This is a genomic window from Oscillibacter ruminantium GH1, assembly GCF_000307265.1.
Classification (GTDB): Bacteria; Bacillota; Clostridia; order Oscillospirales; family Oscillospiraceae; genus Oscillibacter; species Oscillibacter ruminantium.
Window position 1 is genome coordinate 197,253 of record NZ_DF158896.1, and the last position, 26,882, is coordinate 224,134.

Below are 26,882 nucleotides of genomic sequence, written 5' to 3' on the forward strand. Positions count from 1 at the left end.
CCGTGATTGTGGCATCTTCGCTTTTGTCACTTGGATTGTATCTCTTGCTGCTTCGGTATATGTTCATAAGCCTGCACGCGCGGCGCTCGCTGAGACGGTACTGTTCCTGTATCTCACATGCAATCTTGCGCTTCTCGGCAGGCTTTAGCCGTTTTTTGAGAGTACGTCCTTTAGAATATGGTTGTCCAACGTGAGGTCAGCTACAAGCTCCTTGAGACGTCTGTTTTCTTCCTCAAGCTGCTTCAATCGTTTTACCTCATTTACTTCCATTCCGCCATACTTGCTTTTCCAGCGATAGAAAGTCTGCTCTGTGATGTTGTACTCACGGACAATGTCCGCTGCCCGTTTACCTCCGGTATGTTCCTTGAGAATCTTGATGATCTGTTCTTCTGTAAATCGCTGCTTCATGTCAATCACTCCATTTTTCATAGTCTAGCATATCGTGACTAACATTTCCATTGGTTCAGTTTTCGGGGTTCAGGTCACAAGCGCATTACTAACAATTCTCAATTCGCAAAAAAGAAAAAAGCCTTGCAACCATTGTGTTGCAAGGCTTTTCCTGGTGAATCAGAGTAAGCCTGACCATCAGCGCAGGGCTGGAACCCTACGACTATGAAAATACCATTGTCGGTGTTTTGGATAAGGGCAGTGCGCCCATCAGCCGCTGCACTCACGAGCTGTAGCCAAACCTGCACCTCGTTCCCTCCCGGCTGGGGGAGCGGAAAGGCATAAAGTAGTGGTCTGCCCCTGAGAAATACTTGTAGTGTATGACCCGAAACAGATAGCCTGTGACGCCCTTCATGGGGGGCGAAGTCAATGCGCATATTCAATCGTCATCCTCGTCGTCATCCTCGTCCCAGCCATTGTGGTTGCCGTTGTTGCCTTTTTTATCGTCATTGTTTTCCTTGCCGTCATCGTCATCGTCGTCCGGGGTGTCCAGGTCAGCTATAAAGTCCTCGATGTTCTCTTTGACAGAGTCGTCCGAATCATCGTCCACGATGGATGAGAGATCCAGACCACGCTGTTTGACCAGACTGGCAATTTTTCCGATGGGCATGACAGCCAGCTCACTCTCGCTGAGGGTTGGATCCAGAGTGAGGAGCTTGTCGATAAAGACCTGTTTGCCGTAAGAGATACCGTTCTGGGCTGCCCGTTCCTGTGCCGTGGCGGGGCGTGTGGGCGTCACCGGGGAGGGGGTTTCCGGGGCCGGACTAAGGGAGTGACTAGGAGTTACAGGGGGCGTGACGACGGGGGAAGAAGAGGCAGGGGGCGTGGGAGGAGCCACGGAGGTCTTGTCGATGTTCTGCGTATACACCGAGGCCTTGGCCCCCACCGCGCTGGCGGCAGCCTTGATATCGACGGCCAGCTTCTTCTGAAGGGTCAAATTATGGCTCTCGCTGCCGCTGGAGACCGACACCAGCACCGCCACGTCCTGCCCGCTCTCGAAGTAGCCGTGGAGGGCCATTGAGGCCACCAGAGCGTTCATGGCGATATCCAGATTAACGTATTTTAAATCCATGTCCCCGATGATGGTGACAGCATCCTCGTTGAGGGGCTTCACCGAGAGCACCTTGTCAAAATAGTTGGCAGTGAGCTCAATGCTGGGGTTTACATCAATGCCGATGACCGACAGGGGCCGGAAGAAGGCAAAGGAGCTTAGACCCAGCATCAGCACCAGGCAGGCAGCCAAGCCCATGACAGTGCGGCGCAGAGCAGAGGAGCGGCGGGAGGTCTGGACGGAGACAATGCCATCGGGGGCGGACAGGAGGGATACAGGGGCCGAGGCGGCCTCCTCCCGCAGGTCGGGAACTGAGCGGTCAATGGCGGCGGAGAGCAGGCTTTCCAGCTGCATATCAGTATATTCAGCCATTGCTTCTCACCTCCTGCGTGGTCAGATAAGTCTTGAGCTTGGCGAGGGCGCGGGCGTACTTGGAGAGTATGGTGGAAAGAGGCATGTCCAGCAGTTCGGAGAGTTCCCGGTGCTTCATGCCAGAGACGGCGTGGAGTATCACGATCTGCCGCTCGTCTTCAGAGAGACAGCGCAGCGCGGCGCGGAGTACAATGGCTTCCTCTGTTTGGTTGCTGGGGTCGAAGGCCAGCTCAGCCTCGGAGATATCGGCAAAGGGAAGCTCTTTCCCCAAGGAGCGCTGGTGAGAGCGAACCAGATTCCGCTCGATGGTGAAGACCCAGGCCAGCGGTTTTCCCATGGGCCTATAGAGATGGGCGGCGGCGCGGATTTTGAGATAGGTCTCCATCATCACGTCCTGAGCGTCGTGATGGCTGCGAGTGAGGGAGAGGGCGTAGGCGTAGAGCATCCTGTCGGTGGCGCGGTAAAAGGCGTCAAAGGCCTCGCGCTCCCCCCGGCCAATACGTTCCAGCAGCGCTTCGCACTCTTTATCAGGCAGCGCGCGCTTGCGCTCCGCCACGATTCTTTCCACTGTCATCATCAGGGCAAGCATGGGCGAAAACTCCCTTGTCCGTTTTAAGGCGCGGCCCCGGAAAAGGGCTTCTAGGGCCGCGCCTTGGTAAGGTGAGTATAGCAGAATTTTTACTCGGAGGCAACTCAATCAGTCGTCCCAATCATCGTCGTCATCATAGAGGTCGTCCAGCCGATCCTCGGCGTGATCCAGGCTGTCCTCGATTTTGTCCAGTGACTTCTCCAGGCTGCGGTACTCCGCCTGAGTAAGCTTGCCTTGGCGGTAGTCGCCTTCCAGCGCGTCGTCCAACTGGTCGGCCTCCTTGTCCAGCGCGTCCAGCTTGGCGAGCAGGCTGCGGTAAGCCTGCTTGTTGTTGTTGCTGCCCTGAGCGGGTTTATAGCTTTCGGCGTTCTTGATGTCGTTGGCGGCACGTTTCTCCAGGTCGGCAATTTGGGCGGCAAAGCTCTGGTAGTCGGCACTGCCGGGGGCCTGCCCGGGCTTGTCGTCGCCAATGGAGATGGTCTTCTTCTCCAGGCTCTCACGGGCGGACTTCATGCGATTATCCAGTCCGTCGGCCTGGGTGGAGAGGGTGTTGTATTCGCTATAGGTCAGGCGGTTTTCCCGCAGATCGTCGTTGATGTTATCCATCAGTTCGCGCTGCTGGGACTGGAGAGGGGAGAGCTCCTTGTCCAGCGTGTTGTACTGCTTGACGCGCTCGGTGTAGATGCTCCCGCTGACAAGGGCGGAAATCTTGGCCTCCACGGTTTTGAGGGCGGTGTCCAGCTCGTTCAGGCGGCCCTTGTTGTAGTCATAGGCGGTCTGGTAGCCGCTGGTGTCGGCAATGGTCTTCTTCTCCAGCGCATCCATGGCGGCCTTGCGGCACTCGGTCACCTTGTCCAGCCGTGCCATCAGGGCACGGTAGGTATCGTAGGACACACGGCCCATGTTGAAGTCGTCCGATATCTGGGCGTAGACCAAATCTAAATCGTCAGAGAAGTCATCCAATTTGGCGCTGTACTCGGCGTACTGTCTGGCGCGGCCCTCGTAGGTGCCGGCGCTTTTCAGCGCGGTAATCTTGGCTTCCAGAGCGGCAATCGCCTTTTCGGCACCCTCGATGTTGGTAAAGGCGGGCAGGCGCTCCTTGGTGGTCAGGGTGATGGTCTGGGTGTCGCCGTTCCAGACGGCGTCATGGCTGAGCACGTCGCCCAGAGCGCGGATGGGGAGGTAGACGGTGCCCTCGTAAGAGAGGGGGTATACCTGCTTGCCGGTCATATCGGTCATCTTCTTCTGCTCCACACCGTTCACCACTACAGTGATATCGGGGCGGAGGGCGGCGGTGATGGACTGCGCGCCAGCGGCGGCAGCTCCCACGGAGAGTGCACCGGCCAGAGCAATGGCGAGTACGGAGGCGTTTAGCTTTTTCATATCGTTCATCCTTTCTCATGTTGAATTGGACTGCTTGTCGTCCCTTTCACCCCATTAACGCGGAAGGAGAGCTGTTTATCGCAAGGGGTTTATAATTATTTTGAAAAAGGTGATATTGTACAAAACCGAAGGGCTGTTTCTAGTACTATCAGAGAAATGGAGCAAAGTGTTTTAACTTGTACACACAAGTAGCAGCGCAGATACAACATACATAGAAAAGGGGAACTTAATCATTTCTGAAAACAAGATGCTGCATATCAACCTCGGCAAGGACGACGTGGGCCGCTACGCCATCTGTATCGAGGAACTGCATAAATGTGGCGTGGGCACCTGCGCCGATGTGCAGACCGGCGACATCGTGGTGTCCAATGGCAGTATCCGTATGGAGGGCACAGGCATCCACAGTCTGCCTATGGAGTTCCCCGACGTACCCAGCTACTAGGTGATGAAGGCCCTGGATGAGAATGCCGTGAGCCTGGGCTTCCACGTGGTTGTGGGTCCCGGCAGCACTAAGGACTCCTTCTACACCCAGACCGAGCCCAAGACCAATCCCGTCTGCGACGAGTTGACCTTCCACTGGAACTCCTACGTCAAGAGCGGCGCGGTGGCCGGAACTTCGCCGGAATTGGAGGAACGGTATCAGACGGGTACATAACAGGAGGCTTGGTTTGATGATCCCAAATATCTCCATTCCATTAAAGCTCACAGACTGCATTTGAGGCATATGTCAGGTGGAAAACAGATACTCAAATAAGAACGGCAAAATTCGAGCGCTAGTATAATGTGTCGCAACTCCATTCTAATAGGGACTGCAAACCTTGTGGCCGCGCCGTCCCCCTATGAGGGAAATGAATATTTGTTATAGAAAGAACTAGATGAATAAATAATGGTATAAAGAAAAGCACTCGCCCTACAAAGGACGAGTGCTTTTGGCTTATCCGTTATTCGCGGCTTATCACACAGCCAAAAAGGCCGTTGACAAAGATAAACCGTATGTGTTCGGATAAGTCATTACTTGGTGACCCGGCGGGGATTCGAACCCCGGACCCACTGCTTAAAAGGCAGTTGCTCTGCCGACTGAGCTACCGGATCATGCTGAGACTTGTATGAAAAGCGGAAAGCGAAAAAACTGGCTGGGACGGCTGGACTCGAACCAGCGGATGAGGGAGTCAAAGTCCCTTGCCTTACCACTTGGCTACGCCCCAAGATGGAAGCGAAAACAGAGAGAATCGGGGCAAGCCCGATCCCCTCTGCTCTTTCTGGGGTGGGTGATGGGACTCGAACCCACGACAGCCGGAACCACAATCCGGTGCTCTACCAATTGAACTACACCCACCACATATTGATTAATCCGCACAGTCACACTGATATTGCCCCAAAAGGGTGTTGGTACGCCAGAAGGGATTCGAACCCCTGGCCTACTGCTTAGAAGGCAGTTGCTCTATCCACCTGAGCTACTGGCGCATGTTGTTGGAGCAGGTGACGAGAATCGAACTCGCATCCCCAGCTTGGAAGGCTGGTGCCCTGACCATTGTGCTACACCTGCGCGAACCCTCCATGGAAACGTCAGCTAAAGTATAATAGCATGAAATAAAAAGCCTGTCAAGAAAAAAGGAATAATTTCTTTTCTTTTTTTGCAAGCACACGGTGTGGCTGAAACAGCAAGATGCGCCGTCCGATCCATCTGCGGGGAAGCAAAGCCTGCGCCCCTTTCGGAAAAGCGCAGACTTTGCTGATAAAAACAGACAAAAATATGCTTTACAAGTGGTGGTAAGGGATATCTGAAGACGGTTCGGCGTACTTTTTTGCCAGCTTGCTCAACAGTTGTAAGCTGTCCGCGCGCTGCACGTCCGCCTGCTCTTCAAAAAACTGTACCTCTTGGTCGATCTGTTCCAGAACCTCCTGCGGCAGACTTCTGGCGGCAAAGGAATAGACCACTTCGTTTTCCTTTTCAATATGCCGCTGCAAAAGGCTTGCATAACCGGCGGCTTCGGCAATGATATTCAGCTTTTCTCTGGTGCTGGGCGTTTCGTGGTAGCGATCCAGAGCTGCTTCCAATTCCCGGATATGCAGCCGCCCCAGATCGTGCTCCACCAGCATTCCGTGCCGAATCAGGTTATTAGCTGTCGATCCCAGATGCGCGGTCATTTCGCGGAACAAGATTTGCTCCTCTTTCCCGTGATGATGCCGATCCGCATAGGAACGGGCCAGTTGAATCATGTCGCGGAAATCGGATTCCTCCACCGGCTGTCCCTCTAAAATGCCGCAGCAGGCGTTTCTTATGCAGGAGAGAAGTACTAGAATATTGTCGTGTTCGTGTATCATTAGGTCAATGCTGCTCATGCTGCACGCCTCCTTTCCTATAATGTGTGCCGTTGGCGGAGTCGTATGCAAACTTGGCTGTTTACACGCAGCTTAACCGGATCTCCGCTTGCGGCGGCAATACCCGCAAGGCGGCAGAATGTGCCGTTCTCCGCTTTGCGGGCATTGCCTGATGTCTCGTTATTAACCCTTTAGCTTTTCATTGACCGCAGCCAAAACGTGCTCCGCATCCAGACCGTGTACCATGCAGGCGTCCGCCAGAGACTCCGCCTGAGCGGAGGGGCAGCCAAGACAGTGCATTCCGCACTCCATCAGCGCGGGAGCCGCTTCGGGATACTGGCGCAGAATATCGCCCATCAGCATGTCGCCGGTGACGGAAGATGTTTCTCCATTCTTGCCGAAAAACAGCTCGATGTCGTCCTCAACGGAGCCGATACCCGCAATGCCGAAGCTGTCCACCAGAATCTTTGCAACGTTGGGGGAGAGGAATGCAGGCAGGGTGGGGCCGAGGTGAATATTTTTCACGCCGAGGTACAGCAGGGCCAGCAAAACGATGACTGCCTTCTGCTCATACCACGCAATGTTATAGACAATGGGCAGATCGTTGATATCATCAAGGCCGAAGACTTCCTGCAGCTTCATGGCGATGACAGCCAGAGAGTAGGAGTCGTTACACTGACCGGCGTCCAGCACCCGGGGAATGCCGCCGATGTCGCCCAAATTCAGCTTGTTGTACTTGTACTTGGCGCAGCCCGCGGTGAGGATCACGGCGTCCTTCGGCAGGGCCTTGGCAAAATCGGTGTAATAGCTGCGGCCCTTGGCGCGGCCGTCGCAGCCTGCCATGACGACGAATTTCTTGATTGCGCCGGACTTGACGGCCTCCACGATCTTGTCCGCCAGAGCCAGCACCTGATTGTGGGCAAAGCCGCCCACGATCTCGCCGGTTTCAATTTCAACGGGTGCGGCGCAGCGCTTGGCGTGGGCGATGACCTTGGAGAAGTCCTTCTCCTCGCCGATGCCGCCCGCGATATGGTTGCAGCCGGGATAACCCGCCGCGCCGGTGGTGTACAGGCGGTCCTTGTAGCTGTCCTTGGGAGGAACAATGCAGTTGGTGGTCATCACGATAGGGCCGTTGAACGAGGCAAACTCCTCCGTCTGCTTCCACCAGGCATTTCCGTAGTTGCCCACGAAATTGGGATACTTTTTAAACGTGGGATAGTAATGGGCGGGCAGCATTTCAGAATGGGTATACACATCCACGCCCGTGCCCTGCGTCTGCTCAAGAAGCATTTCCAAATCCCGCAGGTCATGGCCGGAAACCAAAATGCCGGGGTTTTTGCCCACGCCGATGCTCACCTTTGTAATCTCGGGGTTGCCGTAAGTCTGGGTGTTGGCGCGATCCAGCAGCGCCATGCCGGAAACGCCGTATTTGCCGGTTTCCAGCGTCAAAGCGATTAGATCGTCGGCGCTCAGGCTGTCGTCCAGCGTGGCTGCCAATGCGCGCTGTAAGAAAGCGTTTACCTCGCCGTCCTCCTGAAGCAGGGCATTGGCGTGCTTGGAATAGGCGGAAAGGCCCTTCAGCCCGTAAGTAATCAGCTCACGCAGGGAGCGGATATCTTCGTTTTCGGTGGACAGAACGCCCACCGTGGCGGCCTTGGCCGCAAAATCGGACTCCGCACCGTCCCAGACGGCGGCCTTGGGCAGCACGTCGGCATTGTGAACCTTGGCCAGCAGGGCCCGTTTAGCATCCAGCGTCTCGTGAACGCGGGATACGATGTCTTCCTTGTCAAAGTTCGCGTTGGTGATCGTGGTAAACAGGTTCAGCGTAATCAAGTGGTTGATTTCGGCGGGGATTTCGCCGCCCTGCTTGCGAAACGCGGTGGTGACGGCGGACAGACCCTTGGTCACATAGACCAGCAAATCCTGCATTGCGGCCACGTCCGGCTTTTTGCCGCACACGCCGGACTGCGTGCAGCCGGTGCATCCGGCTGTTTCCTGACATTGATAGCAAAACATTTTATGTTCCATGATAAATTTCCTCTCTGGCATACGCCATCTGTTTTAAGTTATTTAAATCTATTGGAGTTTTACTCCGGGAAAACCACGGTCAGCATCATTTTGAAGTCCTCTTCCGCATACACGGCATGGGGCTTTTCGGCGGGCATAATCAACGTTTCGCCAGCCTTGCAGAGGTGCGCCTCGCCATCAACGGTGAACTTGCCGGTTCCTTCCAGTACATGGACCATTGCGTCGCCAGCGGAATCGTGAGTTCCGATTTCTTCACCCTTTGCAAAGGCGAAGAGGGTAACGCTGACGTGGCGGTTTTGGGCCAGTGTCTTGCTCACCACCTGTCCGGGCTGAACCGAAACCTGTGCCGCCAGATCGAAAACCGACTCGTGCGGTACATTTTTAATAAACGGCATGCTGTGTTTCCTCCTTATTCCGTCCTGATAGCACCCACCGGGCAGCCTTCCAAGGCCTCGCTTGCGGGTGCTTCCAGCGCGGCGTTCACCTCGTCCGAAATGGCTTCGGCCACTCCGGCATCTGTCATGGCAAAGACCTCAGGACAGGTACCCGTGCACAGCCCGCAGCCAATGCAGCTCTCATTAACAAAAAATTTCATAAATCTTCATCCTTTCCTGTGCGGTACTTAAATATGTTTGAAGGGATCTCGTTCAGTTTCTCTTGATTTTCTGAACACAGCATAATATAGTTTCTACAACAAGTATGTTGTTAAAACAACGGAGGTAACCATGGATTATATTTTTTTAGCGGCGACCCCGCTGTTTCGGGGGACCTCTCCGGAGGAGATTCAAGGGATGCTTACCTGCCTGCGCGCGCAGGAAAAGAAATACGAAAAGGGCAGTATAATTTTTCGGGCGGGGGATACCGTGCATGAGGTGGGATTGGTTTTATCTGGGAGCGTGTCTATTGAAAACGACGATCTATGGGGCAACAAAACCATTTTGGATCGCGTGGAACCGGGGCGTGTCTTTGCGGAAACCTATGCCTGCGTTCCGGGAGAGGCGCTGCTGATTAATGTGGTTGCCGCCGAGCTATCCGAGATTCTATTTCTGGATATCGGCAGGATGGTAGAGTCGTGTCCCAATGCCTGCGGACACCACAGCAAGCTGATTCGCAATCTATTGGCGATTTCCGCCCAAAAAAATCTCAATTTATCACGGCGCAGTCTGCACACGGCCCCAAAATCCATCCGGGGCCGCCTGGTCGCCTATCTTTCCGATCAGGCGCTTCGACAAGGGACGCGGGATTTCTATATTCCGTTTAACCGCCAGCAGTTGGCGGATTACCTGAATGTAGACCGCAGCGCGCTGTCCAGTGAGCTTGGCCGAATGCAGCGGGAAGGGCTGCTCACAGCGGAGAAGAATCATTTTACGATGTCTGAGCAAAGTCTGGATGACTATCGGTAATTTGAACAGTGGGCTGGCGGGAATAAAACGACCTAAGGGGAGTCGTGGCGACTGCCATGACTCCCCTTGAGTTGCTCATTCTGATTCTCTTTTATCGCGGCAATTGAAAACCGCATACTTTTATATTGGAAAAGTAAAGACGTTGGAGAATATGTATGAGAAGCAAGCTGCAAATAAGCTGCCGGTTAGTCCTCTCCGGAGATGTAGCTTTCTTCGGCTGCTTGCTGAGCCCGAATCAGTCTTCTTCGCGTTTCTTCCAATTGGTCAGTAAGATCAGAAATTGCATTAAACAGGATTAGATATTCTTTTGTAATGTTACTCAATTTTTGGTTGTCTCCTCTTCGGTAAATTATTTCTCAAGTGTCAGCTTGGCTATTATACCCGATGCAAATTGGGAAACGCGTCGAAAAGTGACACGAAACTATAATTTTTATCTTAGTTTACATAATTTGATTTTAATTGCTCTGAAAAGGTGGGATTTTGACGCACGGTTGGCGTGCAGAGCATAGAATGCCTGCAAGGTTCTTGTAGGAATCTCTGTAAAGCAGGCGGCGAGGCGGGCGTAAAAGATGCGCAGCTTCGCCGGGCAGAGGCCGCCGACGGCCGTAGACCATAACGGGTATGCAGAGGGGTATCTATTACGCAAAGCACGCAGGGTGTTTCGCCCTGCGTGCTTTGTCTTTTCATATATAGCTTGGCAAAAGACAAACGCCGGAATGTATGAGGTGCCGAGAATTCTCCGTTCAATTGTCCGGCGATTGTTCCACGGGCGTTTTTCTGGCTTTTGGGGGTGCGGTGGACGTCCGGAAAGGCAAGAGAAATTTCGGGACGATATGGCTTACCGGCGGATGAGGACCACGGCCACATCGTTGACATTGGTGCCGGTGCCGCCAGTCAAAAGAAGGCCCCCGCTTCTTTCCAGCGCGTGATAGGCGTCGTTGTCTCGAAGGACCTGAAAAATGTCGGTGCCCTGCGCTGCCAAAGCGGCGGCGGTTTCACCGTCCACATAGCCTCCGGCAGCATCCGTGGGGCCGTCGGTGCCGTCGGAGCCTACGGAAAAAACGGCGGTGTCCCGCAGTCCTGCAATGCCCGGCGCGGCGGCGAGGGCCAGCTCCTGATTACGACCGCCCAAGCCCTTGCCCGTCAGATGGACGACCGTTTCTCCCCCTGCCAGAAAGGCCAAGGAGTTCTCCTGCTCCTGATGGGATTTGGCCACGGCGGCTAAAAAGCGGCCGGCTTCCCGAGCCTCGCAGTCCAGACAGTCCGTGAGAACAACCGGTTGATAGCCAAGCTCCCGGCACACATTGGAAGCCGCCCTGCACAGCTCCCGGACAGAGCCGGTAATGTGAGTTTCCACATTGTCCAGCGTCTTGGGAGTTTCTTGCTTTAACAGCGCGGCCGCCTGAGGAGAAAGGGCCAGCGTATATTTTTCCGCGATGCGCTTTGCGGTGGCGCAAGTGGATGTGTCGGGACAGGCGGGGCCGGAGGCGATCATGTCCAGCGGATCTCCGATCACGTCGGAAAGAACCACCGTCAGGACATGGGCCGGCGCACAGTGCAGGGCAAAGCGCCCGCCCTTTACACCGCTGAGCCGCTTACGGATGGTGTTCATCTCCACAATATCCGCTCCGCTGGCCAAGAGCTGCCGAGTGACGCTTTGCAGTTCCTCCGGGTCCACCAGAGGGGATTCAAAGAGGGCGGAGCCGCCTCCGGAGAGAAGAAAGAGAACGGTATCCTCCGGTTTTAATTCTTTCGTCAGGGCCAGAGCTTGGGCGGTGGCGGAGAAGGTATTCTGATCCGGCACGGGGTGGCCCGCCTCATGGATCGTCAGATTCCCAATCGGCCCTTTGGCATAGCCGTGCTTGGTGATGACAATTCCGTCGTCAATGCGGGAGCCGAGATATTCTGAGGCGGCTTGCGCCATGGACCATGCGGCCTTGCCCACCGCCACCAGAATTAGGCGGCCGGCATCAAAGCGGCGGTTTTCCAAAACGCGGCGGACTGCTTCGTGGGGCTGAACCTGAGAAATTGCACCGGCGACAATGGTATTTGCATGGGATCGCAGCAGTTCATTCATAAAAGTTCACTCTTTCTATTTTTAAATTTCATCAAAACATGGAAAAGCTAAACTGATGATTATTGCGACTATTTTTTATTTGATATGCGAAAATTGCCATCATTTAGAATTACTTGGCAACAAGAGGAGCAAGAAATATCTTTGCGGTTAAGTAAATTTAATATCAAAGTCAGCTGCATTTTTTCGTTTACATACCCGGCAGCATATAAATTTCAGCTGGAAGCAAAATAAGCAACTTTTTCAACAAAATATTAATAGAATTGTTGATGCGGTTCCCTGTATCATAAATGACAGCAGGGGAGTACCGGAACGTCGGCTCCCACGGATAAAGGAGGAATCGTGACGATATGGACAAGAAATACCGCATTCTTATACAGGAGAAAAATTGCAAGCAGTGTGGCATCTGCTCGTATCTGTGCCCCAAGGAGGTACTTGCGCAGAGCGTGGGAGAATGTCCGACAGTGGTCAATCCCGGGGCCTGCATTGGGTGCAGACTGTGTGCCATGCGCTGCCCGGATTTTGCAATTGAAGTGGAGGTCGTCCAAGAATGAAGACGGAAAAGAAGTTTATCGAGGGCAATATTGCCATTGTAGAGGGCGCGCTTGCCGCCGGGGCTCGCTTCTACGCGGGCTATCCCATCTCACCTAGTTCCGAAATTGCGGAGTATTCCTCCCAGATGCTGCCCAAGGTAGGTGGCCTCTACATCCAGATGGAGGACGAGATCAGTTCTATGGCGGCTCTGCTGGGCGCCTCGGTGGCAGGCGCAAAAGCGTATACCGCCACCAGCGGTCCGGGGATTTCACTCATGCAGGAGAATTTGGGCCTTGGCATCATGTCTGAAATCCCGGCTGTCGTCATTGATGTGCAGCGCAGCGGCCCCTCTACCGGCGCGGCCACCAAGCCCGCTCAGGGAGACATGATGCAGGCTCGTTGGGGCGCTCATGGCGACCACAGCATCATAGCCCTGTCCCCTGCGTCTGTGCAGGAATGCTTTGACCTCACCGTACAGGCGTTCAATCTGGCTGAAAAATACCGTACCCCTGTCTATTTGATGGCAGATGAGGCTATCGGCCACCTTCGTGAAACGGTGACCATCCGGGAACTGGACGACTCGGAGATCGTCAATCGAAAGCATCCCGGTGCGGACGTCAGCGCCGCGGATTTTCGCCCCTATTGCTATGACGGAATCAAACCCGCAGCAATGCCGCCTTTCGGATCGGACAAGTATCTTTCCCGTACTACCGGTTCCACTCACGACGAAAAGGGTGAGTTTCGCCCCACGCCGGAAAACATCAACCGGGTTACTCACTATCTGACCAATAAAATTGAGAAAAATGCCGATGAGATCTGCTTGACCAGAAAAGAACACTTGGAAGATGCCGAGGTAGCGCTGATTGCTTACGGCTGCTCCGCCAGAAGCGCCGTGGGGGCCATGGAAGAGCTGCGCGCCCAAGGTGAAAAGGTGGGAATTCTTCAGTTGCAGACGGTATGGCCCCTGCCGGAAAAGGAGATCAGACAAATCCTATCTTCTGCCAAAACCGTGGTGGTTCCGGAACTGAACTTGGGGCAGATTGCCGGAGAGATTCGCAAATTTAATGACTACGGCTGCCGGGTGATTCAAGTCAACCGGGTGGACGGCATGATGATTGCCCCGGAACAGATCATTCACGCTCTGAAGGAGGACTTTTAAAATGGCAAACTATCAGGACTACATGCTCTTCGACAAATTGCCTCACACCTGGTGCGCGGGCTGCGGTCATGGGATTATCCTTCAGGCGATTGCGGGCGCGCTGGCGCAGCAGGAGCTGGACAAGCACGACGTGGCTTTGGTCAGCGGCATCGGCTGCTTTGGCCGGGTGGACGATTATCTGGATCTCAATTGTATGCATGTGACCCATGGCCGCGCTCTGCCTGCCGCCACCGGTATTGCATTGGCAAATCCGAATCTGAAGGTGCTGGTTACCATGGGGGATGGCGATAGCACCACCATCGGCGGCAATCACCTGATCCATTGTGCCCGCCGGAACGTTAACCTGACCGCTGTCATCGCCAACAACTATAACTACGGGCAGACCGGGGGACAGTATTCCGCGACCACGCCTTCGGGCAGCATCACTTCCACCTCTGTCTATGGCCATATTGAGCCCGGCTTCGACATTTGCAGTCTGGCCGCGGCGGCGGGCGCTTCCTTCGTGGGCCGCAGCACACCCTATAACCCGGTTCAGATCCGCAATCTGATTCAGCAGGGAATGCAGACAGAGGGCTTCGCTCTGATCGAGATTTTGGATACCTGCCCCACCCACTATGGCCGTTTAAACAAATTCGGTGATGCGGGACACATGCTGGAAAAGGTACACAAGATGACGGTGCCTGTGGAAAGGGCTGAAAAAATGACCGCAGAAGAGCTGGAAGGGCTGTTTTTGACCGGCGTATTGGTGAACAAGCCCAGAGAAGACTATTACACCCGCTACCAGAAGATCATCGACCGACTCTGCACGGAGGAAAACGCCTAACAGCGCGGAACTAAAAAAGTCTTGCAATTTTATGATAAATCCCATATTGTAAAATTGCTGGATACCTTCAAATAAAAACTTGGCTTTCATGCAACTATGGAAAGGAATTCAGCTATATGAAAACACAAATCGTTTTAAGCGGCGTCGGCGGACAGGGCTTGATTTCCACCGGGGAGATCATTGGTCAGGCTGCGTCTATTTACGAAAACGGTTATGCTACTCTGGCAGCTGCCTATGGTTCGGAGACTCGGGGAACCTTTACAAAATCCGATGTGATTGTCAGCGATGAGCCCATCAGTTACCCCAATGTCAATACGCCCGATGTCATCCTTTGTCTGGCGCAGGTGGCGTACAACCGTTATGCCGACCGCTGTGCGGAGCACACGCTGGTCTTTTATGACACGGAACTGGTGACCCCCGCTGCGCAGGGCAAGGGCGTTTTTATCGGCTATCCGTTTAAACAGATGGGGATTGAAATGGGCAACATGGCGGTGGCGAATACGATTGCTCTGGGTGCAATTCTCAAACGCACGGGAATGCTCAAGCGTGACAGCGTGGTGGAAGCAATTTCTGCGTATTTTGCTGCAAAGCCGAAGGTGATCGGCATCAACATTCAGGCGCTGGACGCGGGGCTGGCACTGGAGTAGCGCACATGATTAAAAAGGGCGGAGCACGATGATAAAAGACTTTCAAAGCAAATTTGTGACCCCGGAATTTGCCGCTTTAAATGCGGTAAAATCCGGAGATTGGGTGGATTACGGTTTCGGGGCAGGTTTCCCGGAATTGATGGACAAGGCGCTGGCCAGACGAAAGGGCGAGTTAAAGGGTGTGAAAATTCGCGGCGGCTTGGTCATTCGTCCGTGGATTGAGGCCGTTGAATGCGACCCCGAGCAGACCTCCTTCTCCTATTATAGCTGGCATATCGGAGATTACGAGCGGAAATTGCAAACTCGCGGGCTGTGCCGATTCATGCCCATGATTCTGCGGTATCTGCCGGACCTGTACCGCAGCCACATCCGCGTGGATGCGGCGTTCGTACCGGTTTCGACCCCGGATGGCGAAGGTTATTGCGGACTGGGTATTTCCAATTATGCCTGGCGCACCATTTTTGAAAACGCGCGGACGGTGGTCTTTGAAATTAACGAGCATCTGCCTCGGCTCCACGGTCCGGACGGCTCCCATCGGGTGCATCTCTCCGAGGCGGACTATATCGTAGAGGGAGAGCACGAGCCTCTGCCTCTGCGCACATACAAAGAGCCTTCCTCCATCGACGTGGAAATTGCAAAGCGTGTTGTGGAAGAGATTCCTGACGGCGCAGTCCTGTCGCTGGGCGTGGGCGGCGTTCCATTTACGGTGGCCCGGATGCTTGCCGCGTCTGACCGCAAGGACTTAGGCTGCCATACCGGGACCATCAGCGATGCGTTTTTGGCGCTCTACCGTGCCGGAAAATTGACCAACCGGAGAAAAGAAATCGACGCGGGATATTCCACATGGAATCTGGCCATGGGTTCTCAGGAGCTGTACGACTGGCTGGATGCGGAACCGGGGCTGTTCCGTCCCGCGGATGTGGACTACGTCCATTCTCCGGAACGAATCGGCAGAATGAAAAATGTAATCAGCATCAACGGCGGCGTTGAATTGGACCTCATGGGGCAGGAAAACGCGGAGTCGGCGGGGAGCCGCCAACTCTCAGGCACAGGCGGCCAGCTGGATTTTCTGGAAGGCGCATTCCGCTCTGAAGGAGGCAAGGGGTTTATCTGCCTTGCCTCCTCCCGCCGGAAGAAAGACGGGACGCTTAAATCCAATATTGTTCCCTTCATCCCCGCCCAAAGCGTGGTGTCCGCACCCCGCAGTATGATTCAATATGTGGCGACGGAATACGGCGTGGTCAAGCTCTCCGGCTTGTCGCTGCGGGAGCGGGCAGAGGCTATGATTTCCATTGCGCACCCGGACTTCCGGGAGGAATTGTCCCAGTACGCGCAGAAAACCTTCTTATAAAAACAGCGAACAGGACAGGAGCCCTCACAACGAGGACTCCTGTCTGCATTTATACCTTTACAGCACCGCCTGCGATCAGCGCCCAATCCGAATTCCGGTCAGCTGCTCGTAATACTTGGCGATAGCGCTGTGGTCGCATTGCCCACAGTTGTTGTTATGGAGCCATTGCAGAAGCTCCTGAACGGAAGCGGTCATAGGGAGGGGCGCACCCACAGAGTGGGCACAGTCCAGTGCGTTGTTCAGATCCTTGATATGCAGGTCAATCTTAAAGCCGGGCTTGTCGTTGCCTTCCATCATCATAGGACCCTTGGCATTCATCACGGCAGAACCCGCCAAGCCGCCCTTGATGGCCTCAAGCACCAGATGCGGGTCTACGCCCGCCATCTGAGCCAGCGTCAGGGCCTCGGCCACCGCCTGAATGTTGCAGGCCACCACCACTTGGTTCGCAAGTTTTGTGGTGTTTCCTGCGCCCACATCGCCGCAGAGCACCATAGAGGCGCCCATGGTTTCCAGCAGCGGTTTGCACCGCTCAAACACGGACTGTTTTCCGCCCACCATGAAAGAGAGCGTGCCGTTAATTGCTCCCGGCTCTCCTCCGGAAACGGGGGCGTCCAGCATCTCCACGCCTTTGGCGGACAGGGCGGCGGCAATCTCCTTAGAGGCTAGGGGATTGATGGAGCTGCTGTCGATTAAAACAGAGCCGGGGCGCATGGCCTGGGCCAAGCCGCCCTCTCCCAGCACCACAGACCGAACCTGAGGGCTGTTGGGGAGCATGGTAAAAACCACATCGCAGGTAGCCCCGATTTCAAGGTTTTCGGCGTGCTTGGCGCCTGCCGCGACCAATTCAGCGACGGCGGGCTGGCTTCTGTTATTGACGGTGAGATCATAACCGGCTTTCAGTATGTTTTTTGCCATGGGCTTGCCCATGATACCAAGACCAATGAATCCAATTTTCATAACGGCAACCTCCTGAAGTTGAGAAGTGAAAAGAACACAAGCAAAGCGCTTGTCATAAAAGTCCGCCCTTTTTCAGTTCCCCGTACATGGCGGCATATGCGGGACTTTGCTCTCCGGTGGGGAGATTTGGACGAAGGGGAGCGCCTACCTGCTGCCCCAGCATGTTGGCCATATCCTTGGTGGCCACGGGAAAGCTGGCCTTGTCCATGGCAAGACGGATGGGATTGAGGCGGAATTGCGCCTGCAGCGATTCCTGGGTTCGGCCGGATACGAAAGAATCGTAGACGGAGACTACCAGATCGGGCATGTAGTTGGCCGTGGTGCAGACGGAGCCAGCGCCGCCGTGGGCCATAGTCGCATAAATCAGCGTGTCTTTTCCACCAAAAACCTTGAAGTCCAGATCCAATGTGCGGCGAATAAACTCCTCGGTCTGGGTCATGTCGCCGCTGGAGTCTTTCATACCAACAATATTGGGAACCTCGCGGGCCAAACGCTCCACCAAATTGCCGGAGAGTGTGTACCCTACCCGGCCGGGATTATTATAGAGAAGAACAGGCAGTTGGGGGACGGCTTGGGCGATGGTCTGGAAGTGGAGAAACAGCTCGTCTTCAGTGGGCTTGAGAAACATGGGCTGGAGGACGGAAATGCCGTCCACACCTGCCTGCTGGGCCATTTTTGCCAAGGCGACGCACTTTTTGGTGCTGACGGCCCCCATGCCGAAGTAGACGGGAACCCGGTGGGCGGTCTGATCCAGAATCACATGCAGGGAAAACTCCATTTCGCTGGGGTCAAACATATAGAACTCGCCGTTGCTGCCAAAAGCCAGAATGCCATGGACCCCATGTGCAATCACGTAGTCCACCTGCTTGCGCAGAGCCTCCTCGTCCACGGATTCATCCGGATCCACCGGGGTCAGAATAGGAACGACGATGCCTTTGATAAAACTGGTATCCATTTAGCCGTGTCCTCACTTTCGTTGCTTACTTGTGATTTAAAAACGCGTCAATCCGGGTCAGGCCCTCGCGGATGTTTTCGTCGCTGGTGGCGTAGGAGAATCGGACAAAATTACCGCAGTGCGTGCCTAATTTGCTTCCGGGAACACAGGCTACATACTGCTCTTCCAGCAGTCTGGAGGCAAAGCTGTCGCCGTCCATCCCGGTCTTGCTTACGTCGATAAAGATGTAAAACGCACCCAAGGGCGTGGTGTATTCCAGATTGCCGATCCGATCAAGCCCTTCCATGAGCAGCTTTCGGCGGCGGTCAAAGGCGGCCACCATTTGGGACATATCTGCCAAAGTTTCCGGGAGATTCATGGCTTTGGCCACGCCTTCCTGAATAAAGGTTGGCTGGCAGGTGGTGGTATACTGGTGAACCTTCAACAGATGGGGAATCATCCGGGCATCTGCGGCCAGCGTTCCCAGCCGCCAGCCGGTCATCGCATATACTTTGGAAAAGCCGTTCATCACAATGGTGCGCTCTCTCATGCCCGGGAAAGAGGCAATGGAGCGGCACATGACCGCGTCGTAGACCACCTGATTGTAAATTTCATCGGAAAACACCAGCAGATCGTGCCGGACCGCCAGTTCAGCCACCTTGGCCAGCACTGCCTCCTGATAGACCACACCGGTGGGATTGCAGGGATTGTTAATCACGATCATACGTGTTTTCCCGGTGATATGCCAGGACAGCTCGTCCGGATCAATTTGAAAGTTATTTTCTTTGCGCAGGGGGATGTTCACCAGAACGCCCCCGCACATGGAGATCAGGTTTTCGTAGTTCATAAAAGCGGGGGTAAAGACGATGACCTCATCTCCGGGATCAAGAGTGGCCAGAAACGCGTTTTGAATGGCTTCGGCTCCGCCTGCGGTAATCAGAATCTCTGTGGCGGGATCATAGTCCAACTGAATTGTGCGCGCCAGTTGTTCCGACACCGCCTTGCGGAGAGAAAGCGCTCCGCGGTTGGAGGCGTAGTGGGTCTGATTATCCTGAATCGCTTGAATGGCTGCGTTTTTAATGGCGGACGGTGTGTTGAAATCAGGCTCTCCGGTAGAAAAGAAAATAACCGGATGACCCTCTCCGGCCAGCGCGGAGGCCCGTTCGCCCACTTGGCGAATGGGGGAGAAGTACATATGGGACAGGCGCTTTGCCGCTCTGAGACAAGCAGTCTCGTTTTCCATGTAAATTGCCTCTCTTTCTTGTTCGGTTATTACAAAAAAACAGCAGCGGCATCTGCGCGACCTGTCCGGCCTAAGACGCACATGCCGCTGCTGATTAAGGGTGTACGGGGGTTCTGTGATCGCTTACAAACCCTTTTGGAAAATCTCGGAATACTCCATAAACTTTGCATCGTCGGTCTTCAGATCGGCAATGGCCTCTTCTGTGTTCTTATAGTAGGGAGAGGCGCCGTAAGCATCCCAGATCTCCTTGGCATAATCCGCATTTTCGTTGATAATTTTTGCGCAGGCTTCGCTGAGGCGGCTAATGATCGCGGGATCGGTCCCCTTGGGCGCCAAAATATTGTAGACCATGTCGTAAGCAATATCCACGCCTTGCTCGGTGGCCAGAGGAATATTAGGGAACGCCTCGGAACGCTCGGTGGCCAGACAGCCCAGAATTTTCAACTCGCCGGTTCCGGTTCCGTCCAGATACTGGGAGATAACGCCCATGGCGTGGCTGGAGACATCAATGTGTCCGCCGATCAGAGAAGCAACCCGTTCAGAGGAACTGCCGCCATTTACTACATTGAAATCGCCCCCCAGTTCAGTCAGCTTGACCGCCACGTAATAGGAGGTCGCGCCGGTGTTGGCAGCCAGCTTGATGGTGCCGGGGTTGGCCTTGGAATACTCAATCAGTTCAGCAATGGTGTCGCAGGGAAAATCTTTGCGCACCACCAGATATTCTCCCGAGTTTTTGGCATTCAGACACACAGGGTCGAATGCCTCATAGCCAAAGTCCGCGATGCCGCAGGAGTGGTTCAGAGCCAGCGCGGTGTCAAAGCAGAGGAATGTGTAGCCGTCGGGGTCGGCATCCTTGACCTCGTTGGAAGCGATGGAGCCGCCGCCGCCGGCGGTGTTGGTTACGTTGACGGATACGCCCAGTTCCGTGGTGAGGTATTTGGCCAAAGTGCGGGCGAAGAAGTCGGTGTCACCACCGGCGCTCCAGGGTACCACAAAATTGATAGGTTTCTCCGGCCAGCTTGTGCCGGAGGCGCTTCCGGAGCTGCCGGCAGAGGCGGGTGCGGATGAACCTCCGCTGGACCCGCAGGCGGTCAGGGCTAAACTTATGGAGAGGGCAAGCGCCGATGCAAGAATTTTCAAAAACGGTTTTTTCATTTTCCAGTGCCTCCTTTTAATATCTGCAAGTAAAAACTTACATACAGGTTCATGCGGCGGCTTTGTCCTTTTTTCTGGTCTTATAGATTCCATACAAGCTGACAACCAGAGACAAAGCGGCCAGAATCAGGAACACGCAGGACATGGGCCGGGTAAAAAACTCACTGATATCGCCTTGGGAATAAGAAAGCGCCCGACGAAGATTCATCTCCATAATATTACCGAGAACAAAACCAAGAATAAGGGGCGGCATGGGGTAGTCGCCTTTCTGGAGCAGGTATCCCACAAAACCAAAGAAGATTAGCGCAAAACAGTCAAAAAGCCGGTTGTTGATTCCGAAGGCGCCCACGGTGCACAAAACGAAAACAAGAGGCAGAAGCAGGTGGCTGGGAATCTTCAAAATGCGGACAAAGCCTTTCATGCCGATAAACATGACCGCCAGCATAAACAGGGAGGCTATGGCCATGGCGGTATAAATTGCATAGACCACCTGCCCGTTTTGCTGGAAAATCAGAGGACCGGGCTGTACGCCTTTCATAATCAGCGCACCCAGCAGAAGGGCGGCGGTGGAGTCTCCGGGAATGCCAAGGCACAGCAGGGGAATCACCGTGCCGCCGATGGTCGCGTTGTTGGCGGATTCCGAGGCTACAACGCCGTCAATGATGCCGGTACCAAATTTTTCGGGATGCTTGGACTGGCTCCGGGCCACGGAGTAGGAGAGCATATTGGAGGTGCCGCTTCCGATGCCGGGCAGAATGCCAAGGCCGATGCCGATGGCGGAGGACCGGATCAGGTTGCCGATCTGGGATTTGAACTCCTTGAAGGAGAAGCCGAAGCCCTTGATCTTGAAATCTGTGGTGGCGGCGATGTTCTTTTTGCTTCCTGTGCGGCTGGCCTCTGCGGCCAGAAGAATTTCAGAAATGGCAAACACGCCTACCAGCACGGTCAGTATGTCAAAGCCACTCTTTAAGGCGGGGGACCCGAAGGTATATCGCTGCACGGAGTCAATGGGGGCCATTCCCACCGTGGCAAAGATCAGGCCCAGTACGCCGGTCATCAATCCCTTGATAATGTTTTTGCTGGACAGAGTGATAATCAAGGTAAGTGAAAAAATAGTGATGGAAAAATATTCGAACGGTCCAAATTTAATGGCGATGGCAGCCAGTGGGGGCGAGATCAGCACAAGCGCCAGAAGGCTGAGAATGGTGCCCAGAAACGAAAACACAATGCCCACGCCAAGGGCCTTCCCCGCTTCCCCTTTCAGCGCCAGAGGACGACCGTCCAAGCAGGTGGCGATGGAGGCGGGCGTACCGGGAATGTTCAGGAGAATGGCGGAAATCAGACCGCCGGAGATACCGCCGATATAAAGGGCGATCAAAACAGAAATGCCCTGCGTGGAGGCCATGCTGTATGTAACCGGAAGAAACATTGCGATGGCCATGGTGGCTGTCAAACCGGGAATGCAGCCGAAAATAATGCCTACGGTGGTGCCGATGAACGTCCAAATCAAACAGCTGGGACTTAGCAAAACGGAGGAAATACCTTCCCAAATCATTTTTTATTGCCCCCTCTCTCAGCCTAAAATTCCGGCTGGAAGCGTCAACGCAAACGCTTTTACAAAAAGTAGATATACCCCGGTGGAGAACGCCACAGCGATGACGGACACCCAGACCAGCTGCTTGGCGGTTCGCTGATCCTGGGGATAGAGCATCAGCGTCATCAGGAAAATAAAAACGCTGGACATGATGATGAAACCAACGGTTTTCAATAAACCCACATAGCCGATCAGGAGAACGAAGGTCAAAGTGACAGAGAGCAAAGATTGTTTCAGAGAGGGGGCGGCTTCCGAATCATCCTCTGCCGCTTGGCTCTTTTTGGATTTTAGCATACTGATTATAATCTGGCAGATACTCAAACCGATTAAAATAATGCCGTAAACTTTGGGGATAAAATCCGAGCTGAGAAAACCGTCGCTATATTGCTTGATACCAAATGCCATGACAAAGTACGTGGCGGAAAACAAAAAAAACACACTACCACCAACGACTTCCCGGTATTTTTTCAAATCCGAAACCTCCTCACAAAAGACATCTTCAGCACGGGTGTTTTCACCTGAATTTATCCCCCCTAACCAACAAATCAAGCCTGTCCCAGTAAAAACCACCATCATTTTTGAAGACGCGGCGCACAAGCTTTTTGCATAAATGGCTGAAACATTTATTGTAGTCTTAGTATAACAGGACTCAATTGACAAAATCTATTAGAAGTTTTGCTTTTTTGTTGCGCAAATTGCCAAAATGAATTATACTGAAAACACACATATTTTGCTGGAGGAAGTAATATGCAGTTGGATTTTGATATCAAACGCAACTTACATAAATTCCAGGACTTGACCGAACCCCACTGCCACGACCTGTTGGAAATTCTCGTCTGCCTGGCGGACGGCGGCAAGTTTATATCCGGCGACGAGAAACTCCCTTTATACTGCGGGACGGTCCATATTGTGAAAAAGGGGGTTTTGCACCATTGTTTGGTCGAAGTATCCTCCTATGAGCGCTACATTATCCACATTTCCTATGAAACGCTGTGGCTGCTATCCAGCCAGCAGACGGATTTGATTTCCATATTCAATCATGCAAATCCATATATTATTTTAAACGAAGAGGAATTGGGCGAACTCAGTGAACTGATTGAGCAGAGTCTCCACCAAGCCCCGGAGCTTGGTATGGATTTTGAGCAGAATATTCTGTTGATGCGAATAATCCTCTATATTGTGCGGCATCTCTGCTCCCATGAGGCGGAGGTGAAAGAGGGAAGCTCAAGGGAATTTTTGAAAATCATGCCCATCATCAATTACATCCACGACAATTACAGTGAGGAAATCTCTCTGGATCAAATCAGCCGCGAATTCTTTATCAGCAAGTACTATCTGTGCCGCCTGTTCAAAGGGACCACCGGTTTCAGCGTGGGTGGATACATCATCAACTATCGGGTGCGTCAGGCGTGCCTGCTGCTCCGAGAAGGGGCCTCGGTTCAGGAGGCCGGAGAAAACGTAGGCTTTGGCAACAATGCAAACTTTATTCGAACGTTTAAGCGGATCATTGGCGTCACGCCGGGGAAATATGCCCAGCATTAAAAACGGCGACACGCGTTTAAACAACAGATAAACGAAAATTGTCATTTGTTGTATAATGTTGCTTTTTTGCATAAGATACTGCCTGCAAAAGTTCAAGCTGGGACAATGGGCAAAATAGCGTGAGAGGCTGGAATCAAAAATACAATTCTTTTTGTGCAAGGCCGCCATTTTTTCTCGAAATGAGGAAGCCACTGCCCATTGTCTGGTAAATGGGCAGTGGCTTCCTTTTTGCACAATGCGAGTTGCACAGAGAAAAAATGTTGGGAATATAAGGAAATGCGCAAGATGGAGACTGGGAAAAAATTTGTATGGAATGTTTGCTTTGAAGCTGCATTTTGATTGAAAATTCTAAAAAATTCGGTTCACGGCTAAACGGAATTTTTATGCCAGCTGTCGGAAACAACGTATGCGTAAAAGCCCCGCTGGCAAGCAGGCTATGTATCTGAAATGATACAATTAATTCGTTTTTAATAGATTAACGGTTGCGGAAAACTTGTGGAAAAGAACGAGAGAAGTCCGCCCGGAAAGAAAGGAAAATTGCGGCTGTGTCTTGCCAAGAGGCGGATGGTGTGTTATATAAATAATTTATAAGACTGCTTGCACGGGGAGTCGCAAGTGTGTGCAAAATAAGAAAACGGCCGGTTTTGAACGGGGAACGGCTCCCCAAAAAATGGAGAAAGAGCGGAAAGTCATGCTGGAAAAACAGTTGCCGTACAAGCACAGGGTGTACGATGCCCTGAAAAAAGAGATTTTAAGCGGGCATTACAAACCCGGCGATGTGTTGAACGAGCGCAAGCTGTCCGAGGATTTGGGCATCAGCCGCACCCCTGTAAGGGAGGCGCTGCAAATGCTGGAGCAGGACGGATGGCTGCAAATCGAAACCTATAAGGGCGCAGTGGTGCGGGAGTTCGACTGGCGCTACATGCAGGAGACTGCCCGCATCCGCTCCGCGCTGGAGGCCTGCGCCATCGAGGACGCTGCGGAGCACATCACCGAGAGCGATCTTGCGCTGCTGGAGCAGATTCAGGAGGAACAGCAGAAAATGCTGGAGAACTTTGATGTGGAGGCGTTCATTGTACAGGATCGGCGGTTTCACACCTGCCTGTATGAGCGCAGCGGCAACCACCAGCTCATTCGTCTGCTGGAGAATTATTACGATATTTTTCGCTTTTTGGGGACGCAGGCCGTCATGAATTCCGAAGAGCGGCGGCTCACCACACTGCTGGAGCATCAGGCGATTTTGGATGCGCTGAAGCGTCGGGATACTGCCGGAGCGGTGGAGGCCATGAAGGCGCACATGCACTATACGGAGGAGAATATGCGCAGCCACCGGGTGAGTGCGCTGGCGGAGGGACAGGAAGCGCCCGCTAAAGTTTGACTGAATTTTGAGCAGGCGGCTGGACCGGAAACAGCGCAAAACCCGAATGGTTTCCCCGGATAACGGGATCGAGGAAAAAAGCTGCAAGGAGGCCGCGCAAAGCTGGCGCGGCCTCCTTGCAGCTTTTTTCATGGTAATGCTTTGTGCGAAATGTGAAATGCAAGCGTGTTTTTTGTCAAATAGGATGATTTTCACAAATGGGACGGAAATTTCCTGTCCTTTATTGACAGGTTTCCGCCTGTATGCTATATTTTTGACAAGCAAGTGGTATATGGTATACCAAATACCAAGTATGTGTGCAAGCCGCCGATTTCTGTTTTCGGCGGAGTAAGGAGGATTTTCATGAAAGTCAGCATGATCCAGATGGACATGAAGCTGGGCAAACCCGAGGAGAACTTTGCCCACGCCGTGGAGCTGGTTCGTCAGGCGGCGCAGGCGAAGCCGGACGTTATTACGCTGCCGGAGACTTGGAACGTGGGCTTTTTCCCCAAGGAAGGCTTGGAAGAGCTGGCGGATCAGAACTGCGAGCGGGTGAAGGAAACCTTCTCCGCGCTGGCGGCAGAGTACGGCGTCAACATCATCGCCGGTTCCGTGGCAAACCGGAAACCGGACGGCAAGGTGTACAACACCGCGTGCGTCTTTGACCGCACGGGAACGCTGATTGCGCAGTACGACAAGGTGCATCTGTTCAGCCCCTCTGGGGAGCATACGTATTTCCAGCACGGAGATTCGGCCTGTAATTTTGAACTGGATGGAATCCCTTGCAGTCTGGTCATCTGCTATGACATTCGTTTCCCGGAGTTGATTCGCACGGAAATGCTGCGCGGCTCCAAGGTACAGTTTGTGGTGTCCCAGTGGCCGGAGGCCCGGACGCTGCACTGGGATACACTGAATCGTGCGCGGGCCATTGAGAGCCAGTGCTTCCTGTCCTGCACCAACTCCGTGGGAACTGCCGGGAGCGTCAAGTGCTGCGGACACTCCGCTGTTTACGCCCCCATGGGCGAATGCCTGATTCTGGGCGGCGGCGACGAGCAGATTCTCACCACCGAAATGGACCTTTCCACCGTGGAGCAGGTGCGCGACAGCATCAACGTCTACCGTGACCGCATCCCCGAGGTCTATCACGTCTAAGCACTTTACGTTTGTATGGAAACATGCCGCGGGCATGTATCTGAAAGCTGTTTGAAAAAAAGGAGAAACTACATGAGCAATCTGACCTTTACCGTGCAGGCGGGCGGCAAGGAAACGCCCCTGTCTCTGAACTACGAGCGCGTGTTTGCCATCGGCTACGCAGGCCGGAATCTGGAAAAGACCATGGAGCACATCAAGGAGCTGGAGCGCGATTTGGGCGTTCCCGCACCGAAGAAGATTCCCACCATCTTTCAGTGCGGCAACTATGTTTTGACGCAGGAAAAGGATTTGGTCTTTGTAGGGGAAAAAACCTGCGGCGAGGTGGAGTACGTCATTGTGCTGAAGGACGGAAAAATCTACATCGGTCTTGGCAGCGACCATACCGACCGGGAGCTGGAGGCCCAGAGCGTGCCCAAGGCGAAGCAGATCTGCGCAAAGCCCATCTGCCCCATGCTGTGGGATTACGAGGAAGTGAAAGATCACTGGGACGACATCGCCCTGAACTCCTGGCAGACCGTGGACGGGGAAGAAGTCCCCTATCAGCAGGGCAAGCTGGCGGACATCCTGCCGGTGGAGACGATTCTCAAGGAGCTGAACGAGCGCGTGGGCGGTATCGACAACTGCGTTATTTTCTCCGGCACGGTGCCGGTGCTCAACGGCTTCCGGTACGGCTCCAATTTCCGCTATGAGATGGCGGATGCGGTGCTGGGTCGGAAACTTACGTCCGATTACAATGTGATTGCAATTAGTGAAGAGGAGAGATAA

At 53.7% G+C, this 26,882-nt stretch carries 25 protein-coding genes, 5 tRNA genes and 2 pseudogenes; 12 read left to right on the forward strand and 20 right to left on the reverse strand.

The annotated features are described in order from the left end of the window. The 4 genes and pseudogenes from ON16_RS16090 to ON16_RS14810 form a co-directional block, all read right to left on the reverse strand. Positions 1-408, reverse strand: a pseudogene (locus ON16_RS16090) (transposase); the annotation flags it as partial. A gap of 418 nt (positions 409-826) precedes the next feature. Then, positions 827-1,870, reverse strand: a complete 1,044-nt coding sequence (locus ON16_RS01015; protein WP_040658682.1) for an anti-sigma-I factor RsgI family protein — start codon at positions 1,868-1,870, stop codon at positions 827-829. Continuing rightward, positions 1,863-2,459, reverse strand: a complete 597-nt coding sequence (locus ON16_RS01020; RefSeq protein ID WP_040658684.1) for an RNA polymerase sigma factor — start codon at positions 2,457-2,459, stop codon at positions 1,863-1,865. Before ON16_RS01020 ends, ON16_RS01015 begins: the two co-directional genes overlap by 8 nt. Before the next feature lie 108 nt (positions 2,460-2,567). Next, on the reverse strand, positions 2,568-3,842 hold the full coding sequence (locus tag ON16_RS14810; protein ID WP_144032020.1) for a hypothetical protein: 1,275 nt from the start codon (positions 3,840-3,842) through the stop codon (positions 2,568-2,570). Between the two features lie 247 nt (positions 3,843-4,089). On the opposite strand from ON16_RS14810, the gene ON16_RS14815 reads away from it, so the two are divergent. Together ON16_RS14815 and ON16_RS14820 are read left to right on the forward strand one after the other, a co-directional pair. Further along, positions 4,090-4,284: a nucleoside phosphorylase-I family protein gene (locus tag ON16_RS14815; protein WP_051131451.1), complete on the forward strand. Its 195-nt coding sequence runs from the start codon at positions 4,090-4,092 to the stop codon at positions 4,282-4,284. A 27-nt stretch (positions 4,285-4,311) separates the two neighbouring features. After that, entirely contained in the window at positions 4,312-4,497 is a 186-nt protein-coding gene (locus tag ON16_RS14820) for a nucleoside phosphorylase (protein ID WP_144032021.1), read from the forward strand. A 361-nt stretch (positions 4,498-4,858) separates the two neighbouring features. On the opposite strand, the gene ON16_RS01035 is transcribed toward ON16_RS14820, so the two are convergent. The 9 genes from ON16_RS01035 to ON16_RS01075 all read right to left on the reverse strand — a co-directional run bounded on the left by ON16_RS01035 (position 4,859) and on the right by ON16_RS01075 (position 8,787). Further along, positions 4,859-4,934 (reverse strand) — tRNA-Lys (locus ON16_RS01035). Positions 4,935-4,972: 38 nt separating this feature from the next. Next, positions 4,973-5,047 (reverse strand) — tRNA-Gln (locus ON16_RS01040). Positions 5,048-5,102: 55 nt separating this feature from the next. Continuing rightward, positions 5,103-5,178: transfer RNA gene (locus ON16_RS01045), tRNA-His, on the reverse strand. Positions 5,179-5,229: 51 nt separating this feature from the next. Further along, positions 5,230-5,306 (reverse strand) — tRNA-Arg (locus ON16_RS01050). Positions 5,307-5,313: 7 nt separating this feature from the next. After that, positions 5,314-5,388, reverse strand: a tRNA-Gly gene (locus ON16_RS01055). 212 nt (positions 5,389-5,600) lie between these two features. Further along, positions 5,601-6,185 carry a hemerythrin domain-containing protein gene (locus ON16_RS01060; RefSeq protein WP_040658686.1) on the reverse strand — a complete coding sequence of 195 codons (585 nt, stop codon included), beginning with the start codon at positions 6,183-6,185 and terminating at the stop codon, positions 5,601-5,603. Between the two features lie 162 nt (positions 6,186-6,347). Next, entirely contained in the window at positions 6,348-8,192 is a 1,845-nt protein-coding gene (hcp, locus tag ON16_RS01065; protein WP_040658688.1) for a hydroxylamine reductase, read from the reverse strand. A 59-nt stretch (positions 8,193-8,251) separates the two neighbouring features. Then, positions 8,252-8,587, reverse strand: coding sequence for a cupin domain-containing protein (locus ON16_RS01070; protein ID WP_040658690.1), 336 nt, complete (start codon positions 8,585-8,587; stop codon positions 8,252-8,254). 14 nt (positions 8,588-8,601) lie between these two features. After that, complete coding sequence (locus ON16_RS01075; protein ID WP_040658692.1) at positions 8,602-8,787, reverse strand: ferredoxin; 186 nt, start codon at positions 8,785-8,787, stop codon at positions 8,602-8,604. A gap of 130 nt (positions 8,788-8,917) precedes the next feature. Between ON16_RS01075 and ON16_RS01080 the strand changes: the two genes are divergently transcribed. Beyond that, positions 8,918-9,595, forward strand: a complete 678-nt coding sequence (locus ON16_RS01080) for a Crp/Fnr family transcriptional regulator (RefSeq protein ID WP_040658694.1) — start codon at positions 8,918-8,920, stop codon at positions 9,593-9,595. A gap of 838 nt (positions 9,596-10,433) precedes the next feature. Here the strand turns inward: ON16_RS01080 and ON16_RS01085 are convergent. Continuing rightward, the gene (locus ON16_RS01085; protein WP_040658696.1) at positions 10,434-11,672 is read right to left on the reverse strand and encodes a glycerate kinase type-2 family protein; all 1,239 of its coding nucleotides are present in this window, start codon (positions 11,670-11,672) and stop codon (positions 10,434-10,436) included. Between the two features lie 347 nt (positions 11,673-12,019). Here ON16_RS01085 and ON16_RS01090 point away from each other — a divergent pair, with 347 nt between their 5' ends. From ON16_RS01090 to ON16_RS01110, 5 genes are all read left to right on the forward strand, one after another. After that, on the forward strand, positions 12,020-12,223 hold the full coding sequence (locus tag ON16_RS01090) for a 4Fe-4S binding protein (RefSeq protein WP_040658698.1): 204 nt from the start codon (positions 12,020-12,022) through the stop codon (positions 12,221-12,223). Beyond that, positions 12,220-13,362 (forward strand): 2-oxoacid:acceptor oxidoreductase subunit alpha, encoded by a 1,143-nt coding sequence (locus ON16_RS01095; RefSeq protein ID WP_040658700.1) that lies wholly within the window; start codon positions 12,220-12,222, stop codon positions 13,360-13,362. Before ON16_RS01090 ends, ON16_RS01095 begins: the two co-directional genes overlap by 4 nt. Before the next feature lies 1 nt (position 13,363). After that, on the forward strand, positions 13,364-14,185 hold the full coding sequence (locus tag ON16_RS01100; RefSeq protein ID WP_040658702.1) for a thiamine pyrophosphate-dependent enzyme: 822 nt from the start codon (positions 13,364-13,366) through the stop codon (positions 14,183-14,185). 116 nt (positions 14,186-14,301) lie between these two features. After that, positions 14,302-14,832 carry a 2-oxoacid:acceptor oxidoreductase family protein gene (locus ON16_RS01105; protein WP_040658704.1) on the forward strand — a complete coding sequence of 177 codons (531 nt, stop codon included), beginning with the start codon at positions 14,302-14,304 and terminating at the stop codon, positions 14,830-14,832. Positions 14,833-14,860: 28 nt separating this feature from the next. Beyond that, a complete protein-coding gene (locus tag ON16_RS01110) occupies positions 14,861-16,183 on the forward strand; it encodes an acetyl-CoA hydrolase/transferase family protein (protein WP_040658706.1) in 1,323 nt (440 codons plus the stop codon). Positions 16,184-16,258: 75 nt separating this feature from the next. Here the strand turns inward: ON16_RS01110 and garR are convergent. From garR to ON16_RS01140, 6 genes and pseudogenes are all read right to left on the reverse strand, one after another. Beyond that, positions 16,259-17,149: pseudogene (gene garR, locus ON16_RS01115) on the reverse strand (2-hydroxy-3-oxopropionate reductase); the annotation flags it as partial. A 43-nt stretch (positions 17,150-17,192) separates the two neighbouring features. Beyond that, positions 17,193-18,095, reverse strand: coding sequence for a dihydrodipicolinate synthase family protein (locus ON16_RS01120; RefSeq protein ID WP_040658709.1), 903 nt, complete (start codon positions 18,093-18,095; stop codon positions 17,193-17,195). A 25-nt stretch (positions 18,096-18,120) separates the two neighbouring features. Then, on the reverse strand, positions 18,121-19,317 hold the full coding sequence (locus ON16_RS01125) for a pyridoxal phosphate-dependent aminotransferase (RefSeq protein WP_040658711.1): 1,197 nt from the start codon (positions 19,315-19,317) through the stop codon (positions 18,121-18,123). 123 nt (positions 19,318-19,440) lie between these two features. After that, positions 19,441-20,472, reverse strand: coding sequence for a tripartite tricarboxylate transporter substrate binding protein (locus tag ON16_RS01130; RefSeq protein ID WP_040658713.1), 1,032 nt, complete (start codon positions 20,470-20,472; stop codon positions 19,441-19,443). Positions 20,473-20,521: 49 nt separating this feature from the next. Then, positions 20,522-22,027 (reverse strand): tripartite tricarboxylate transporter permease, encoded by a 1,506-nt coding sequence (locus ON16_RS01135; protein ID WP_040658715.1) that lies wholly within the window; start codon positions 22,025-22,027, stop codon positions 20,522-20,524. Positions 22,028-22,045: 18 nt separating this feature from the next. Beyond that, positions 22,046-22,642, reverse strand: coding sequence for a tripartite tricarboxylate transporter TctB family protein (locus tag ON16_RS01140; RefSeq protein WP_081579556.1), 597 nt, complete (start codon positions 22,640-22,642; stop codon positions 22,046-22,048). Between the two features lie 171 nt (positions 22,643-22,813). On the opposite strand from ON16_RS01140, the gene ON16_RS14825 reads away from it, so the two are divergent. The 4 genes from ON16_RS14825 to ON16_RS01165 all read left to right on the forward strand — a co-directional run bounded on the left by ON16_RS14825 (position 22,814) and on the right by ON16_RS01165 (position 26,882). Continuing rightward, positions 22,814-23,608 (forward strand): helix-turn-helix transcriptional regulator, encoded by a 795-nt coding sequence (locus ON16_RS14825; protein WP_051131453.1) that lies wholly within the window; start codon positions 22,814-22,816, stop codon positions 23,606-23,608. A gap of 619 nt (positions 23,609-24,227) precedes the next feature. Next, entirely contained in the window at positions 24,228-24,986 is a 759-nt protein-coding gene (locus ON16_RS01150) for a GntR family transcriptional regulator (RefSeq protein ID WP_243441740.1), read from the forward strand. Between the two features lie 342 nt (positions 24,987-25,328). Beyond that, positions 25,329-26,117: a carbon-nitrogen family hydrolase gene (locus ON16_RS01160; RefSeq protein WP_040658719.1), complete on the forward strand. Its 789-nt coding sequence runs from the start codon at positions 25,329-25,331 to the stop codon at positions 26,115-26,117. 72 nt (positions 26,118-26,189) lie between these two features. Next, positions 26,190-26,882 carry a DUF2848 family protein gene (locus tag ON16_RS01165; RefSeq protein WP_193372933.1) on the forward strand — a complete coding sequence of 231 codons (693 nt, stop codon included), beginning with the start codon at positions 26,190-26,192 and terminating at the stop codon, positions 26,880-26,882.